The following is a 13442-nucleotide window of genomic DNA, read 5'->3' on the forward strand; positions in this document are numbered from 1 at the left end:
TGCCCTTCAAGTTGTGGAGCCACTCTCCGGGTGCGCCGACGTCCACGGAGCACCGTCACCCGGCAAAGGGCCCCACACCAGCGCGCCCCGATGAAACCCAGGAACAACTGCGTCCGCCAACGGGCCGGTGCCTTGAGTGAGGGCTTCGGCCAGGGCGGCCAGGAACTCGCTGAGGGATCCGTACCCCGGGGAGGTGAGCGGTTCAGATGGCGGCTCACCACCAGCCAGGTGGAAGGTGGCGAGCCGACCGCCAGCGTCGACTGCCAGGCCGCCCCACGGGAGGAGAGAGTAGTCGGTGACGGCGAACGGAACCCATGAGCCCCAGAACGGATCGGTGTTCCCTCCCCGGCCCCGGACGTGCGCGATCTCCTCAAGCGGCAGCAGATGATGCTGGGCGAGGAACAGGCCCGGATCGTACTCGTCAGGGTCTCGGTCATGGGCTGAAGCATCGACCGTTCCGTCACACACCATCAGCAGCCTGGCCAGGTCGGCGGGCAGGCTCAGCCCCAGCTCGTCCTCGGTGGAACGAACCTTTGCCACGGCAGCGCCCGACCGTAAGGTGGCGTGCGAGGCGGGCGCGTGCACCGCCAGCCAGTCAGTGATGGCGGTCCAGGCGTGCAGAACATCGCTCATCATGTCCTCCATCGACGTAGGCGAGGGAAAAGAGGGGCACGCCTACCCGATGTCCACCAGGCGGGCGTGCCCCCGCGTAGCCGGACCGCACAGGCCAGGCCATCCGAACCTTCACGGTGCAGCGACCGGTCACTTCATCGTGCAATGATCTCGACCTTGGACGGGTCGCAGTCCGCGAAACGGCCATTGGCCGGGTCGACCCAGTACTCATCTTTGTCCAGCAGCCGGAACTGCTTGGCGAAGCTTACGCCGAATGGCTGCATCGACTGGGTGTTCTTGGCCGGGTTCAGGCCGCCGTTGGCCACGGGATATCCGGGAGACTCGTACGTCGCCGCGAACGGGAACTCGTCACACGAGATCGTGTCGGGATTACCATTGGGGGTCATAACCGTGCCGGTGTCGTTGTGCTTGCGGAACGCGAGCCCGCACACCGCCTTACGATTCCCCGGCTTGCGGCTGACCGGATCCAGGCTATTGCGCCTTGGACGGCAGACAGTGCAGTGGCGTCAGCGGGGATTGACCCAGTTTCTTCGCGTGCTTGTTCTGGATCAGCCATCCTGAAGAATACCGACGGCCGCGGCCGCCCGCCTACGCAAAGGCTCACGCGGCGGACGGCCGCCAGGCTTCGACGAAGAGCGTTACAAGGAACGGAACACTGCCGAGCGGGCCATCAACCGGCTTGAGCACGCCAAAGCCGTCGCCACCCGCTACAACAAACGCCGCTGCCTCTTCCTCGGCACTGTCACCGCCGAAGCCCTCGCCATCCGGCTCCGAACCTGACCGCCCGGACAAGTCCCAGGCGCCGCCGCCCGGCCTCGACCCGCACGGTGTGCGGCATGTTCAGCGGGTTGAGTTCCAGCGGGGGTGTCCGGCCTGGTCAGCCGACGAACTCGACCATGACAGTCGCCGTGCCGAGCACATGCCGGGCGTCGCCCGCGTAGGTGACCGTGTACTGGGGATAGGTGTTCCAGTCGGGCGGGGTGTCACTGAAGCTGAAGGTGCCGTCCCGTCCGACCTTCACACCCGGCAGCTCCACGCCGTTGCGCGTCACCGTGACCGCTCCGCGCTCAGGAAAGGGGACCAGCGAGGTCAGCTTCCCCGTCACAGTGACCGGTGTGCCGACGGGGTTCGTCGGCGGGGCGGACAGAGTGATCGTGCTGGATGCCTTGGCGACATCGGTGACGATGTCGAGAACGACCTCGTGCGAGTAGGAGAAGCGGGTGGTGAACAGCCTGTTCCCGTCGGGCGCCCAGGCCACCCCTCGGTCGAGCAGATCCCCATGTCCCGGGGACAACGCGACCGTGCGGTATGCCGCAGTCTCTCCCGGGCGGTAGACGTAGACGTCCCACTTCCCTCCCGCCAGGATCCCCGCGGCGACCCTACCGTGGGAGTCGACAGCGACGGAGTTGGGGTAGGGGCCGGTGTCGTACCGGGCTTCCTCCGTCAGGTCCGACAGGTGCCAGCGCTGGTGGTAGTAGTGGGAGCCGTTCGCGGTGATCACACTGTTGCCATCCGGCGTCATCGCCAGGTCCTCGACATCGCCGACGGCGTCGCTGTAGACGGTCTCCCGAAGCGTGCCAGAGCCCACGTCGTACACGCGTATGCCCAGCGCACCCTGGCTGTCCGCGGCGACGAGCCGGTCGGGCGCCCCCGGCGACGAGGCAAGTCGCGGCTTGCCGTACCAGACGGGGTTGTCGTCCAAGCTGACGGTCTGGGTCGCCTCGGCGATGGCGACCGACCCGATGCCGGCGTCGAAGTCGGTGGCCTGGTAGCCGAAGAACAGCCGGCCGCCGGCTAGGGCGAGGCTCTCCGGTTCGGTGCCGGCCCCGGTCGAGATGCGCCGCGTCTCGGTCAAGGTCGTGGTGTCGATGACGGAGATCGCGTCGGCGTCCGGAAGCGCCACGTACAGGGTGGACTCGTCGACGGACTCGGTCATGCCCCGCGCCCCGTCGAGACCCTCCACCATCGTCACGACCTGCCCGTCGTGGTCGGTGGCCAGCACCGCGTCGTCGCCGGGCGCGCTGACGTACACATGGCGGCTGTCGGCGAGGGTCTGCCAGTGGGACCGCACCGGCAGGACGGTGCCGCCCTGGGTCCGTGCCCCTGCCGTGCCGGGGGCACCGAGCAGATTGAACGACGCGGCCGCCAGGACCAGCGCGACACCCGCCGCACGTCTTCGTATACGCATCTTAGAAACTCCTTCGAGAACGGATCCGGCCGCATGGGCAAGGTCGGCGGAGCAACTGTATTGATCCGCACTGACATTGGACCCGCAGAATGATCGCGTGCGGAGCGGACGTCACGATCTCCGACACTCCGCCGCCACAAGAGATCGAAGTTGGCCCGGCCATACATCTGTCTCTTCAACAGATCAATTCTCGTGACGTTGCTCTCCACAGACCCTGAAGTGTGGGTGGTGTACAGGGCTGAGAGGATGGCGGCCTAGTCACGGCGCATGCCACGGGCCGAGGGCCCTCAGTTCGTGTGGTCCGTCGAGCCGGACATCGGCAAACCAGACCTCGAAGGCCAGGTGCTCGTTGCGGCGGTCACGCAGGAGCGCGGCCAGGCGGTGGGCGTACTCGGTGGTCAAGGCCAGGGCGGGACAGCGCTCGCACAGGTCGGTCAGGAGCTTGCGTTCGGTGCCCGTGAGGTGCTCGGGGCAACCACCGCGTGGCGAGTGAAAACAAGGTCGCGAGCCACAGGAAGAGGGGCAGGTCGGGGCAGGTCATTAATCTGCCCCCTCGCGATTTCCCCCACCCGCCTGCGGAGACTATTCGCCTGCCTCGAATCGCCAATCCCACAGAGGTTCCCTCCGGAACCGCGCTAGAACCTCTCTATATTCGATGAGTTCACCGTAATTCGTATCGAGCAATCCTGACAGTCCATCGATCACTTCACCCAGAAGATCGCGAATACAAGATACTCCGGAATATTCAAGTGTGATCGCCTGGAACTCGCCGATCTTCTGACGAATCTCACCCACTTCTTCTTCATCGAACTCATCGAGGACATCCCCGGATGCGTCTACGCCGAATCTACATTCTCCTCGATCCAGTCGATCGAAGGTTTCACCTTCACTGTAGGAGCCAACCTGCTGCAGACGGGCCAGGATGCGCTGATGATTTCCTGGAGGACTGAGAAGAACGATAGTGGGCCGCATGGATCTCCCTGTCGTGACGGGCGCTTATGCCGAGTCTTGGACTATGGAGCCAAGACATCCAACAGATCATTCTTGTCTCGAGTCCCGCGCCGCAGAAGCCGCAAAAGGCCCATCAGACGGCGAACAGGACCTCATACCCCTCATCGTCCCGGAGATCCGCCGCCTGATCGGCCACCTCGTTATCACGCCCCGCCGCTGCATCAACGAACACCATCTGCACTGGTCACACTTCCGCAGACGCAGCCAGGCACGAGCCCGCCGTTCCCACTACAAACGCCGAGGCCACAACCTCCAGATGCGGTTGCAGCACTAGGCTGCGAAGGGGCGTTGGTCGTGGTTGTTCCCCCACTGGTTGGTGTGCCGGTGCCAGGCATGGCTATGCCGGACGATCTATCAGGTGACGTAAGGAGCAGCAGCGGTGACGGTGGGAATGAAGGCGGTGCCGCTGGTCGGCGGACCAGTGGAGTTACGGGGTGCATTGGATCTGGAGACCACGGAGGCGGGGGTGATGCCGCGTCGGCTGCCGGCGTGGACCAAGGTGCAGTACCAGGATCCCTCGGTCTACGGGGTGACCCTGATGCCCTCGGGGGTGCGGCTGGTGTTCCGTACCGACGCGCGCGAGGTGGAGTTGGACGTACTCACCTCCACGGGGCAGCTCGACACCGAACCTCAGCCCCGCCCGACCGGGATGATGGAACTCCTGGTGGACGGCGTGCCGTTCGGGCGGCAGCAGGCGCCGCTGGGCAACGTGCTGCGGATGGCGGGCCCCGGGGCCGAGCAGCGACTGATCCCGGGCAAACCGGGGACTGTCCGGTTCGGCGGGCTGCCGGCCGGCATGAAGCAGGTCGAGCTGTGGCTGCCGCAGCAGACCCCCACGGAACTGGTGGGCCTGCGGGCCGACGGCAAGGTGTTGGCGCCGCTGCCGGACGGGCGACGCCGCTGGGTGCACTACGGCAGTTCCATCAGCCACTGCCTGGAGGCCGACGGCCCGACCGGCACCTGGCCGGTGGTGGCGGCAACGCTCGGGGGAGTGGAGGTGATCAATCTCGGCCAGGCGGGCAACGAGATGCTGGATCCCTATGTCGCCCGGACGATCCGCGATCTTCCGGCCGACCTGATCAGCCTCAAGGTGGGAATCAACATCGTGAGCCTGGCCGCCTTTCGGCAGCGGTCGTTCGGCCCGGCGGTGCACGGATTTCTCGACACGATCCGGGAGGGGCACCCGGAGACCCCGCTGCTGCTGATCTCCCCGGTGAGCTGTCCGACGTTCGAGGAGCGTCCGGGTCCGGTCGCGATGGGTGCGGACGGGAAGATCACGGCCCTGGGTGACCCGGCGGACGTGACCGGTGGGGCTTTGTCGCTGACTTTGGTGCGTGCCGAGCTGGCCCGGATCGTGGCGGCCCGGCGGGCGCACGATCCCCATCTGCACTATCTCGACGGACGCGAACTGCTCGGGCCCGACGAGGTGGCCGACCTGCCCGATGGCCTGCATCCCACCGCCGCCGCGTACCGCCGGATGGGCAAGCGTTTCGCCGCACACGCCTTTGTGGACGGCGGTCCGTTCGCCTGACCACCCTGGCTCCGGGCCCGCGCTGGGTGTGGGTGCGGAGCCAGGTAGGCCGTGGCGCTGCAATTCCGTGACGAGGCGCTGACGGGCCGACGGGGCCGCGGTCATCGGCGGACGGTCACAGACGGACGACGACGAGGGCGACGTTGTCGCGGGCGCCGCCCGGTCTGGATCCTTCCTCGTCCCAGTCAGAGAGGTTGAGCAGACGCTGGACACCATCGGGAGCCAGCTGCCCTGTGGGTGCCGGAAAATATGTCACCCGAGGTGACCTGCGGCTTCGGATCTGCCAGAGCGCAGGAGCTGACGGGGCGGCATCATGCTGGGCCGTGGCGATACGTCTGATCTATCAGCTCGCGTGTCAGCTCTTCCGATGGCTTGCGCTGCTGGCCCGGTCGAGTGCGTCGAAGGACGTCGAGATCTTGATGCTCCGACACCAGTTCGGTGTCGCCCAACGCATCCAGCCACGACCTCAATTTTCCTGGAGCGATCGGGCTGTCATGGCAGCGCTGCTCCGGATGGTGAACAAGCAGCAGCGTGCACGGCTGGTGTTGCTGTTCACTCCACGGTCGGTCCTGCGCTGGCACACACGCCTCGTCGCCCGGAAATGGACCTATCCACGCCGCAATCCAGGCCGACCATCGAAACCGGGAGCACTACGGCATCTGGTCCTGCGCCTCGCGCGGGAGAACCCCGGGTGGGGGTACCGCCGGATCCACGGCGAACTGCTCAACCTGGGACGCAAGATCGGCGCATCAACCGTCTGGGAGATCCTGAAGAACGCCGGGATCGACCCCGCGCCCCAGCGAACGGACCATTCCTGGCCCACCTTCCTCAAAGCCCAGGCCTCCGCCATCGTGTCCACCGACCTCTTCCACATCGACACGGTCTTCCTGCGACGCTGGTTCGTACTGTTCTTCATCGACCACGACACCCGACACGTGCACATCCCCGGCATCACCCGGCACCCGACCGGCCCCTAGATCACCCAGCAAGCACGCAACTACCTCATGGACCTGGGCGACCGCGCAGAGTCGATCAAATTCCTCATCCGGGACCGCGGCGCCTACTTCACCGACAGCTTCGACGTTGTCTTCCAGGCGACCGGCATACGCGTGGTCCCCACCCTGCCCGCCGTGCCACGGATGAACGCGATCGCAGAACGCTGGATCGGATCATGCCGACGTGAGGCAACCGACCACATCCTGATCACGGGAGAGCGCCACCTACGCCTCATCGTCAGTGAGTACGCGGAGCACTACAACAGACACCGGCCGCACCGATCCCTCGGACAACGGGCGCCAAACCGACTCACCGAGCCCGAACCACTCACCGCCACCGACAACACCCGCATCCATCGACGTGATCGACTCGGCGGCCTCATCCACGAATACACGCAGGTCGCATAGGGGTGACACAGTTTCCGGCACCCACAGGGTCAAGGAAAGCGAGCTTAAGGGCTACACGTACGAGGCCGCCGACGCCTCCTTCGAGCTGCTACTGCGCGAGGAGGCCGAGGGCCGCGCCGAGACCTGTTTCGAGCTGGAGTCGTGGCGGGTGATCACGGAGGGTGAGCCCGGCGTGCCGCGTCAGGCGGAGCCGACGGTGAAAACCCGCGCCCAGGGCAAGAGGACCGTCGCTACCGACGAGGGCAACGGACCGGTCAACGCCCTCGACCGGGCGATGCGCCAGGCGTTGCGGTCGACGTACCCGCAGGTTTCTTCCTTCGAGCTGGTCGACTACAAGGTCCGCATCCTGGAGGGCCGCCACGGCACCGAGTCCACGACCCGGGTCCTGGTCACCACCAGCGACGGCAACGGCGAGTGGTCCACGGTCGGCGTCGCGGACAACGTGCCCGCCGCATCCTGCGAGGCACTTCAGGAGGCCCTCACCTACGGGCTCCTGCGCACGCGGCGCGGAGCAGGCGGGCACGCCGGCCCCACACCACTTACAGGAGAGCTGGAGCCGGATGATGCGGCATGCACGCTCAACGTGTCGCTCCGCGACAGCCGCGGAGCGCTGGGCCGGATCGCCGCCACACTGAGCAGCATGCCAGCGCTGGCCCTGTCCTACGGGGTGGCGGACGCCTCCAGGGCCACCGCTGAGATCCGGCTGCCCCGGGCCCACGTGGCACGTGCAAGCGGCAGGCTGAACCGCATGGTGGACATGCTGGATGTCACCGATTCGGTGGTCCGGCCCCGGTGAGCGCGCTGCCTTCCACCGGGTGATCAGTGGGATGTCGTCGAGTACTCGAGCCAGGGCACGCGGCGAGGGAAGGGCCGGGCTGTGCGGGTGCGGGGCGGGACTTACTGGCGGCGAATGAGGCCGAGTTCGGTGGCGGTGGCGACGGCGGCGGTGCGCGAGTCGACACCGAGCTTGGCGTAGATGCGGGCCAGATGGGATTTGACGGTCCCTTCGGTGAGGTGGAGCCGGGCGCCGATGGCCTGGTTGGACAGGCCCTCGGCGACCAGGGCCAGGACTTCGCTCTCACGGCGGGTCACGGCGGTGCCCGGGGTGCGCAGGCGGTTCATCAGCCGGTCCGCGACGGCCGGTGCCAGGGTGGTGCGGCCCGTGGCGGCGGTGCGTACCGCGACGGCCAGGTCCTCGGGTGGGACGTCCTTGAGGAGGTAGCCGGTGGCGCCGGCTTCGATGGCGGGCAGGGTGTCGGCGTCGGTGTCGTAGGTGGTGACGATCAGCACGCGGGGCGCCCCGGCGCGGGCGGTGATCGCGGCGGTGGCCTGCGCGCCGTTCATGCCCTTGCCGAACTGGAGGTCCATGAGGACGACGTCGATGTCGCCTTGGGCGGCGCGGGCGATGGCGTCCTCGGCGGTGGTGGCCTCGGCCACCACGGTCATGCCGGGCTCGGTCTCCAGTACGGCGCGCAGTCCGGCCCGTACGACGGGATGGTCGTCGGCCAGGAGCAGGCGGATGGGGGTGTCGGTCACGGTCACGCCTCGGGTGCGGGATGGGATGGGGTGTCGGGGCCGGGGGTGGGGTCGAGGGGCAGTTGGGCGGCCAGGGCGGTGCCGTGGCCGGGGGCGGATTCGACGGCGAGGGTGCCGCCGAGGGCCTGCGTGCGGGCTCGCATGGCGGCCAGTCCGAACCCGCCGGCGTCGGGGTCGGGGACGGGCAGGTGGGCGGGGTCGAAGCCGCGTCCGTCGTCGACGATACCCACGGCAACGTGATCGCCCAGGTAGCTGAGGGTGACCTCGGCGGTGGTGGCCTCGGCGTGGCGGAGGGTGTTGGCCAGGGCGGACTGGGCGATGCGCAGCAGCGCGACCTCGTGCGCGGTCGGCAGTGGTACGGGCTCGCCCGTGAGGTGGAAGCGTGCGGTGATCCGGTGACGGGTGCTCGTGGTGGCGCACAGCCGCTCCAAGGCGGCGGCGAGGGTGGTGCCTTCCAGGGCGGGTGGGGCGAGGGCGGCGACAAAGCGGCGGGCTTCGACGAGGTTGTCGACGGCGGTCTGGCGGGCCTGGTCGACGTAGCGGGCAGCACTCTCCGGGGTCTGGGGGAGGGCGCGTTCGGCGGCGCGCAGCAGCAGTTGGATGCTGGAGAGGCCCTGGGCGAGGGTGTCGTGGATCTCCCGGGCCAGGCGTTCGCGTTCGGCCAGTACCCCGGCGGTGTGCTGAGCAGTGGCCAGGTCTGCGCGAGTGGCGGTGAGTTCCTCGATCAGGCGCCTGCGCTGTTCGCTCTCTCGGTACAGGGCCTGATACCCCCACACCACCGCGACCGCCACGGCAGCGCCGAGGGCCGGCCCGATCGCCATCGCCGCGTTGAAGGAACGCTGGTGTACGGCGAAACCGGCGATGGCCGCCGCCGCGGTGACCGCCACCGCGGCCAGTCCAGCGCGGCGGGGCAGCAGGTGGAGCTGGAGGAAGTACAGCGGGAAAGCCACCCACACTCCGTTGGCGGACAGGGCCAGCAGCACCAGCCAGAGGATGCTCACGGCGGCCAGCCACAGTGCGGCGGCCCGCCGTGAGCGGCTTACCCGAGGCAGTACCGGGCCGACCGCATAGACCAGGCCGCATGCTACGGCCGCGGCGAGGACCCAGCCGGCGTGCGGAAGGTGATCGGCCACGGCCCGGCCTGCGGCCAGGGCCAGGAGACCGACGACCAGCAGGTGCAGGCACCAGGCCAGAGCGCGGCTGGTGGGGGTCAGGGTGGGGGCGGTGGTGTTCACAGTCCCTCCAGCCTATGAAGAAGCCCCCCGCCGGGCCTCCATCGAAAGTTACAACCGGCGTGCCGCCTTTCGGTGCGGCAAGTGCTCTCCTGGGCCAGATGCCCGGCCGGGTATCTGGCGGCAAGGGTGGAGACATACCGCTTCTCCCACCTGAAAGGGCAGGTCCACGCCGTGTTCGTCGCCTGGAGAGACCTGAAATTCGCCAAGGGTCGCTTCGCCCTGATGGGCACCGTCATCGTGCTGATCACCCTGCTGGTCGGGCTGCTGTCCGGGCTGACCGCCGGCCTGGGCCAGCAGAACATCTCCGCGATCACGTCCCTGCCCGCAAACCAAATCGCCTTCGATGCGCCCGGCAGCGGCGAGGACCTGTCGTACGCCAACTCCACCGTCACCGAAAAGCAGTGGCGGCAGTGGGCCAAGACGCCCGGCGTGCGCAGCGCCGAACCGCTGGGCATCACCACCACCAAGGCCAGCGCCGGAAACAAGAGCACCGGCGTCTCCTCCTTCGGCGTGCAGCCCGGCTCCGCACTCGCCCCCGACAGCAACAAGATCGACGGCCATGGCGCTGTGCTTTCCACCACCGCCGCCGACGACCTCGGCGTGAGCGCCGGCGACACCTTCACCCTGGCCGGACAGAAGATCACCGTCGCCGCAGTGAGCGGAGATGCCTCCTTCAGCCACACCCCGGTCGTCTGGACCAGCCTCGACACCTGGCAGAAGACCGCACCCCCCACCGGCAAGACCAGTGGGCCCACCGCCACCGTCATCGCCCTGAACACCACTTCCGGCGCCGATGTGAAGGCCACCGATGAGGCAGCGGACACCAAGACGGTCTCCAAGGACGACTCGCTGTCCGCGATCGGCTCCTACACCTCCGAAAACGGCTCCCTGCAGCTCATGCGCGGCTTCCTGTTCGCCATCTCCGCCCTGGTCATCGGCGCCTTCTTCACCGTGTGGACCATTCAGCGCAGCGGCGACGTCGCCGTCCTCAAGGCGCTGGGCACCTCCACCGCCAACCTGCTCAAGGACGCCCTCGGCCAGGCCGTCATCCTGCTGGCCGGCGGGACCTTGATCGGCACCGGCATCGCCGCCGCCCTGGGCACCCTCGTCTCCGGCAGCGCCGTGCCCTTCCTCCTCACCCCCGCCACGGTCCTGGTCCCGGCCGCCGTGACGATCGCGCTCGGCGCGCTCGGCGCCGCCCTGTCCATCCGCCGCATCACCTCCGTCGACCCGCTGACCGCCCTGGGGAGCGCCCGATGAGTCTCAACCTGACCGACATCACCCTCACCTACCCCGACGGCGACTCGCGCCTCACCGCCCTCGACCAGGTCACCCTGGACGTGCCCAAGGGCACCCTGACCGCCGTCGTCGGCCCCTCCGGCTCCGGCAAGTCCAGCCTCCTCGCGGTCGCCGCCACCCTCATCACCCCCGACACCGGCACCGTCATCATCGACGGCCAGGCCACCACGGGCATGGCCCGCGGTGAACTCACCGACCTGCGCCGCCACAAGATCGGCATCGTCTTCCAGCAGCCCAACCTGCTGCCCTCCCTCACCGCCGCCGAACAGCTCCAGGTCATGGCCCAGATCGACGGCCGCAAGCCCCGCACCGCACGCGACCGGGCCATGGAACTCCTCGACGCCGTCGACTTGGCCGACCAGGCTCGCCGCCGCCCCCACCAGCTCTCCGGCGGCCAGCGCCAGCGCATCAACATCGCGCGCGCCCTGATGAACGACCCCACCGTCCTCCTGGTCGACGAACCCACCAGCGCCCTCGACCACGAACGCGGCGCCGCCGTCATCGACCTCATTACCCGCCTCACCCACCAACAGGCCACTGCCACGGTCCTGGTCACCCACGACCGCGCCCACCTCACCGCCGTCGACCAGATCGCCGAAGTCCACGACGGACGCCTGCACCTGCCCTGAAGGGTGTCTTTATCGCCGCGCGGTGGTTGACCTGGAGCTTTCGTTCGCCCAAGTATGGGCACGATCAGTGATCGTGGGTCTGCGACTGCTCTACCTGATCTTCTGCCGACTACTGGGCCGCCTCCTCTTGCTGGGCCGATCGACCGCCGCGAACAACGCCGAGATCCTCGCGCTTCGCCATGAGGTCGCCGTCCTGCGCCGGCAGATCGAGCGCCCGCAGCTCTCATGGGCTGATCGCGCCGTGCTTTCCGCTCTCGCACGGCACCTGCCACCCGCCTCTACGCCGCCACCGGCTGGTCACCCCGTGCGCGCCCGCGAACGCAAGCCCGAAGGCATGATGGCAGAGTTGGACAGGGCAAGCCCGTCCGCCTGCGGCTGGTCATGCTTCGGACCACTGTGAACCAGAAAGGTGACGACATCACCGGGGTCGCTGCGCCCCTACTCCTCCCACCTTCCCGGAGTGAGGTCATGTGTGAGCATCTCACAAGCCCACATTAACCTGGCAGGAGCGCGCAGCGCCTGTCTGCGCGACCCGATCGGCCGACAGGAACAGACATGACCACGGCGGACAATGACGCGGTAGAAGGTGTCGTCGACACGGTCGAGGCGTCCCTCGACCGTGTGGTCACCAGCGCCGTCGAGGCTATCTGGGACCAGGTTCCGGCGTACGCGGCCTGTACAGCGCCGGAACTTCGCAGCGACGTGACGGTACACGTCGAAGCCATCTTCCGGGCACTGCTCACCAGTGTGCGGCTCGGCAGACCTGCGCGGCGGGAAGACTTTCCGCCCACCGAGACGCAGGCCGGGCGCAGAGTCCGGCAGGGCATCTCCCTCGCCGACTTCCTCCACGCCTTCCGGGTCGCGCAGCTGACCCTCTGGGAGAGCTTGCTCGAGGTGGGCGGGGAAGACCCGGACTCGCGCGACGCGGCGCTCGCCCTCGTCGGGCAGGTCATGCGCGTCATCGAGGTGGGAAGCTCGCTGGCCGCCGAGGCCTACCTGACCGCCCAACAGCACGATCTCGCGGAAAGCGACCGGATCCGCCGCGACTTGCTGGAGGACCTGCTGGCCGCGCGGGACATCTCCGCCGGACCGAAACAGGCACTGCTGCGGGTGGTGGGACTCGAAGCTGATACTCGCCTGGTCGTGCTCTCGGCCACTCCGGTCCTGACTCCGGCCGGCGGATCGGCCCAGCAGACGCTCCAAGATGTCGTCGCCACGCTACGCAGACTCGCGCCGCAGGGCTTCGCGGTCGCCCGCCAGGACGAAGTCGTGGGCGTCGCACCGGCCCAGACGGGCGGCGCGGCGGCGTTCACTCAAACCCTCGGGCATCTGCTCCCGGAACTGCGGCGTCAGGGCCTCTCGGTGGGCATCAGTACGGACCACGCCGGCCTCGGCAAGATCCCTGAGGCATACGCCGAGGCGTGCGCCGCACGAGAGGGACTCGGTAACGAGGCCGGAGTGATCGCACTGCCGCTGCTGTCCAGCCTGGACTACCTGTTCCTCCGCCACGGCGACACGGCACGACGCCTCATCCGTCCGGATATCTCCAGGTTCGTGACAGAGGACCTCGCGAACGGGAGCAATCTGGTCGCCACCTTCCTCGAGTACGTCGCGAGCGACCTGAACGCCCGCACCACGGCGCAGCGCCTGCACGTGCATCCGAACACGGCCTACTACCGGCTGGAGCGGATCGCCGAGCGCACCGGCTGCGACCTGAGGCGCTTCGCGGACGTGCTGGAGATCCTGGTCGCGGTACGACTGCTGGGCGGTCGGCGAGGCCGGACCCACGGTTTGTGAGTCAGCCACAACCGCATTTGTGATCCTGCCACTAACGAGGACTGGCACCGGTCCCGCATCCTGGTGTCACCCCGTTCAGCCATCGGTACCCACCATCCCACGTCGATCTCCGCTGCTGGCATCTCATGGCGCGCTGTTCTTTTCCATCCGAACCGGGTGGGCGGCCTGTCCGTCCCGCGC

At 68.1% G+C, this 13442-nt stretch carries 14 protein-coding genes and 2 pseudogenes; 9 read left to right on the forward strand and 7 right to left on the reverse strand.

The window, feature by feature from the left end:
- Nucleotides 1-6: 6 nt before the first annotated feature.
- Together ACK1X7_RS10750 and ACK1X7_RS10755 are read right to left on the reverse strand one after the other, a co-directional pair.
- On the reverse strand, nucleotides 7-645 hold the full coding sequence (locus ACK1X7_RS10750) for a hypothetical protein (RefSeq protein ID WP_385149922.1): 639 nt from the start codon (nucleotides 643-645) through the stop codon (nucleotides 7-9).
- A 122-nt stretch (nucleotides 646-767) separates the two neighbouring features.
- Complete coding sequence (locus ACK1X7_RS10755; protein WP_385149924.1) at nucleotides 768-1064, reverse strand: hypothetical protein; 297 nt, start codon at nucleotides 1062-1064, stop codon at nucleotides 768-770.
- 154 nt (nucleotides 1065-1218) lie between these two features.
- Here ACK1X7_RS10755 and ACK1X7_RS10760 point away from each other — a divergent pair.
- A pseudogene (locus ACK1X7_RS10760) lies at nucleotides 1219-1315 on the forward strand (IS5/IS1182 family transposase); the annotation flags it as partial.
- Between the two features lie 195 nt (nucleotides 1316-1510).
- Here the strand turns inward: ACK1X7_RS10760 and ACK1X7_RS10765 are convergent.
- From ACK1X7_RS10765 to ACK1X7_RS10775, 3 genes are all read right to left on the reverse strand, one after another.
- Nucleotides 1511-2821, reverse strand: a complete 1311-nt coding sequence (locus ACK1X7_RS10765) for a hypothetical protein (RefSeq protein WP_413115013.1) — start codon at nucleotides 2819-2821, stop codon at nucleotides 1511-1513.
- 258 nt (nucleotides 2822-3079) lie between these two features.
- Nucleotides 3080-3223: a hypothetical protein gene (locus tag ACK1X7_RS10770; protein WP_385149930.1), complete on the reverse strand. Its 144-nt coding sequence runs from the start codon at nucleotides 3221-3223 to the stop codon at nucleotides 3080-3082.
- A 180-nt stretch (nucleotides 3224-3403) separates the two neighbouring features.
- The gene (locus ACK1X7_RS10775) at nucleotides 3404-3793 is read right to left on the reverse strand and encodes a hypothetical protein (protein ID WP_385149933.1); all 390 of its coding nucleotides are present in this window, start codon (nucleotides 3791-3793) and stop codon (nucleotides 3404-3406) included.
- Between the two features lie 430 nt (nucleotides 3794-4223).
- Here ACK1X7_RS10775 and ACK1X7_RS10780 point away from each other — a divergent pair, with 430 nt between their 5' ends.
- The 4 genes and pseudogenes from ACK1X7_RS10780 to ACK1X7_RS10795 all read left to right on the forward strand — a co-directional run.
- A complete protein-coding gene (locus tag ACK1X7_RS10780) occupies nucleotides 4224-5363 on the forward strand; it encodes a GDSL-type esterase/lipase family protein (protein WP_413116866.1) in 1140 nt (379 codons plus the stop codon).
- 323 nt (nucleotides 5364-5686) lie between these two features.
- Nucleotides 5687-6340 carry a hypothetical protein gene (locus ACK1X7_RS10785; protein WP_413115014.1) on the forward strand — a complete coding sequence of 218 codons (654 nt, stop codon included), beginning with the start codon at nucleotides 5687-5689 and terminating at the stop codon, nucleotides 6338-6340.
- Nucleotides 6341-6367: 27 nt separating this feature from the next.
- A complete protein-coding gene (locus ACK1X7_RS10790) occupies nucleotides 6368-6766 on the forward strand; it encodes an integrase core domain-containing protein (protein WP_413115015.1) in 399 nt (132 codons plus the stop codon).
- A gap of 25 nt (nucleotides 6767-6791) precedes the next feature.
- Nucleotides 6792-7265: pseudogene (locus tag ACK1X7_RS10795) on the forward strand (alpha-isopropylmalate synthase regulatory domain-containing protein); the annotation flags it as partial.
- Between the two features lie 398 nt (nucleotides 7266-7663).
- Here ACK1X7_RS10795 and ACK1X7_RS10800 read toward each other — a convergent pair.
- Together ACK1X7_RS10800 and ACK1X7_RS10805 are read right to left on the reverse strand one after the other, a co-directional pair.
- A complete protein-coding gene (locus ACK1X7_RS10800; RefSeq protein WP_216339366.1) occupies nucleotides 7664-8302 on the reverse strand; it encodes a response regulator in 639 nt (212 codons plus the stop codon).
- 2 nt (nucleotides 8303-8304) lie between these two features.
- Nucleotides 8305-9537 carry a sensor histidine kinase gene (locus tag ACK1X7_RS10805; protein ID WP_413115016.1) on the reverse strand — a complete coding sequence of 411 codons (1233 nt, stop codon included), beginning with the start codon at nucleotides 9535-9537 and terminating at the stop codon, nucleotides 8305-8307.
- 171 nt (nucleotides 9538-9708) lie between these two features.
- Here ACK1X7_RS10805 and ACK1X7_RS10810 point away from each other — a divergent pair, with 171 nt between their 5' ends.
- The 4 genes from ACK1X7_RS10810 to ACK1X7_RS10825 all read left to right on the forward strand — a co-directional run bounded on the left by ACK1X7_RS10810 (nucleotide 9709) and on the right by ACK1X7_RS10825 (nucleotide 13262).
- On the forward strand, nucleotides 9709-10797 hold the full coding sequence (locus ACK1X7_RS10810) for an ABC transporter permease (protein WP_413116867.1): 1089 nt from the start codon (nucleotides 9709-9711) through the stop codon (nucleotides 10795-10797).
- A complete protein-coding gene (locus ACK1X7_RS10815; protein ID WP_385149947.1) occupies nucleotides 10794-11465 on the forward strand; it encodes an ABC transporter ATP-binding protein in 672 nt (223 codons plus the stop codon). The genes ACK1X7_RS10810 and ACK1X7_RS10815 overlap by 4 nt, the downstream gene beginning before the upstream one ends.
- 22 nt (nucleotides 11466-11487) lie before the next feature.
- Nucleotides 11488-11865 (forward strand): hypothetical protein, encoded by a 378-nt coding sequence (locus tag ACK1X7_RS10820; protein WP_413115017.1) that lies wholly within the window; start codon nucleotides 11488-11490, stop codon nucleotides 11863-11865.
- Nucleotides 11866-12020: 155 nt separating this feature from the next.
- Entirely contained in the window at nucleotides 12021-13262 is a 1242-nt protein-coding gene (locus ACK1X7_RS10825) for a PucR family transcriptional regulator (protein WP_385149953.1), read from the forward strand.
- Nucleotides 13263-13442 lie beyond the last annotated feature (180 nt).

The sequence above is a fragment of the Streptomyces sp. CY-1 genome, from assembly GCF_047218265.1.
Lineage (GTDB): Bacteria > Actinomycetota > Actinomycetes > Streptomycetales > Streptomycetaceae > Streptomyces > Streptomyces niphimycinicus.